Source organism: Leptospira gomenensis, assembly GCF_004770155.1.
Taxonomy (GTDB): domain Bacteria; phylum Spirochaetota; class Leptospiria; order Leptospirales; family Leptospiraceae; genus Leptospira; species Leptospira gomenensis.
The window spans coordinates 1-2,086 of sequence record NZ_RQFA01000031.1; the positions used below are offsets into that span (position 1 = coordinate 1).

Annotated in this window: 3 protein-coding genes; all 3 read right to left on the minus strand. The window is 37.3% G+C overall.

Annotated features, from left to right (window positions below):
* Window positions 1–273: hypothetical protein (locus EHQ17_RS06670; RefSeq protein ID WP_135591202.1), on the minus strand; the 273-nt coding region annotated here is incomplete at its 3' end.
* A 45-nt stretch (window positions 274–318) separates the two neighbouring features.
* Window positions 319–1,116: a hypothetical protein gene (locus EHQ17_RS06675; protein ID WP_135591200.1), complete on the minus strand. Its 798-nt coding sequence runs from the start codon at window positions 1,114–1,116 to the stop codon at window positions 319–321.
* Between the two features lie 2 nt (window positions 1,117–1,118).
* On the minus strand, window positions 1,119–2,086 hold a 968-nt coding region (locus tag EHQ17_RS06680), incomplete at its 5' end, for a hypothetical protein (protein ID WP_210414538.1).

Genomic DNA, 2,086 nt, shown 5'->3' on the forward strand with positions numbered 1-2,086 from the left:
ACTCCAGCTCACTCGGCCTACAAGTCCCCCTTGCGCTACGCCTGCATTCGCAGAATATCCATCAGCATACGTGTACCCTACGTTCACGCTCACTCCAACACCGCTACCGATCGCATTCAGAGCAGCGCTTCCCGCCATCAACGCTACTTCGGCCGCGTCCTGCGGTGACCATCCGTAGAGAGGCATCGCATCGAGCCTGCGCCGGACCGCGCTCGCAGCTCCGGTCAAGTTATTGTATTCTGCTTTTAAAACATTACATTTCCATAATGCCAATAACTTGACCACGCCTTGATCGCTCGCGGGGTTGGGAGAGGGATTTCATTTTTCTCCTGGCCTAGGAAATCTTTTGGGGAGTGGCTTACACCGAAACTCCTTGTTCTCAGCATATAATTCTGAGTATTTTTTTATTATCTCATCGCTCCAGCCACTTGGATATCGTTCTTGAAATAGAATATTGTTTATAAATCTCTCAAAATCAGTCTTACAGGACCAGATGCTGTTTGCCGAATAATTACTCTGTACTGCTAGTCCTAATAAATATATTACCAATTTTTCTTTTTGATTCGTCACAAAGTAATAATAGATAATTTTTTTATTTGGATAAATTTTTTGTTTTTGTTTGAAATATGTAGAGATAAATTCTTTTTCGATTTCGTTAGCGTTATCTCTATCTCCTAAAATCCACAAGACTCTTGCGTATAAAATTTTTATTACTAAATCATCATTATGATATATTTCTTGTTCGGATAACTTTGATTTGTGCTTTATATACTGATCTATAAGCATTGGATAATTACCCTGAAGAAAATAACACCGCATATTTATTGCAAGTTGTGCTACATATTCAACGTTCTCGTCTACAGACTTCTTGCAAACATGATCCACTATCTTTTTAATATTTATGATTTCCCGAGACTCTTTAAGCAAATCAAATTCTTCAAGAATAGGAGACCCGTATAAGAAATGGGAATCTCTTTTGTAATAATCTTGAATGGTTTCCGCAGATTCAATAAGGCATTCTCTCGTAGTGCAAGCATTGAAATTTGCTGAAAGCTGCACTCCTCGCAATAAGATAACCAACATTATACATCTCAAAACAAGTTTAAACTTTTTCATTTTTATAACCCTGGCCCATAGTTTGTATTTATTGGTTTTACATTTTTATTTTGTTCTACCATTGCATCAAAGATATAATCGATCCTATGATATTGTGAATTTGTAGTATTCCAAACTCCGCGACTACCATAGCTTGAACCAATTACTCTTGAGTTATGCATTCCTGATGCATCATACGTTATATAATTGTATCCTGTATTCGGATTAACTCTATTTTCTCCGTACATATTGGATTGAATATCATTCAAACGAAAATTTTGAAACTGCAAAAATGTTTCGAGATTAGCGATTGGACTCCAAGGCTTTAAGATTTTTGTTAATTCATCGGTATTATTTGACCCTTGTCGGCCTGCTACTTTTTGAGAAGCCGCAAAATTCAATTCATATGCTGGATTACTAAACATTTCGCCAATGGTTGTGGACGTTCCGTCTTTTGCCGAAATTTTCATGTCTGTCACATCCAACCAATTCGTGTCAGCACTTCCGATATTTACGTAAAATCTGCCATTCTGAACTGATACATCATTTCCGTTTAAATCCTTAGCTTTCATATGTATTTTCGAACCCGCAAACTCGTATATTTCATGATCGTATGGCGTTTTTGAATATCCAATTCCATCATTCCTAAATCGATCACCGTCATTTTCATAGCTCACTACAAAATTTCCGTTCGTATCTTTTTTCAATGCTATATGAAAAGAAGTTCCGTATAATTTATTAAGGGATTCATAAGGAATTCCATACTGTTCCGCTAATGCTTTTAGTTCGGCATCATTTTTTATATTCATATTAGATAACTCTAACAATTTCGGATCCGTATTTGTTGGATCAATTGGAACTCCGTCTCTATAAGAATAACCTCCATTAGAATCCATCGCCAACATCAATGCGACTTGCTTACCCCCAAACAACTTCCCGTAAGTCTCACTCACAAAGTTACCCACACTCGAACCAAAACTGGATAGGCTTC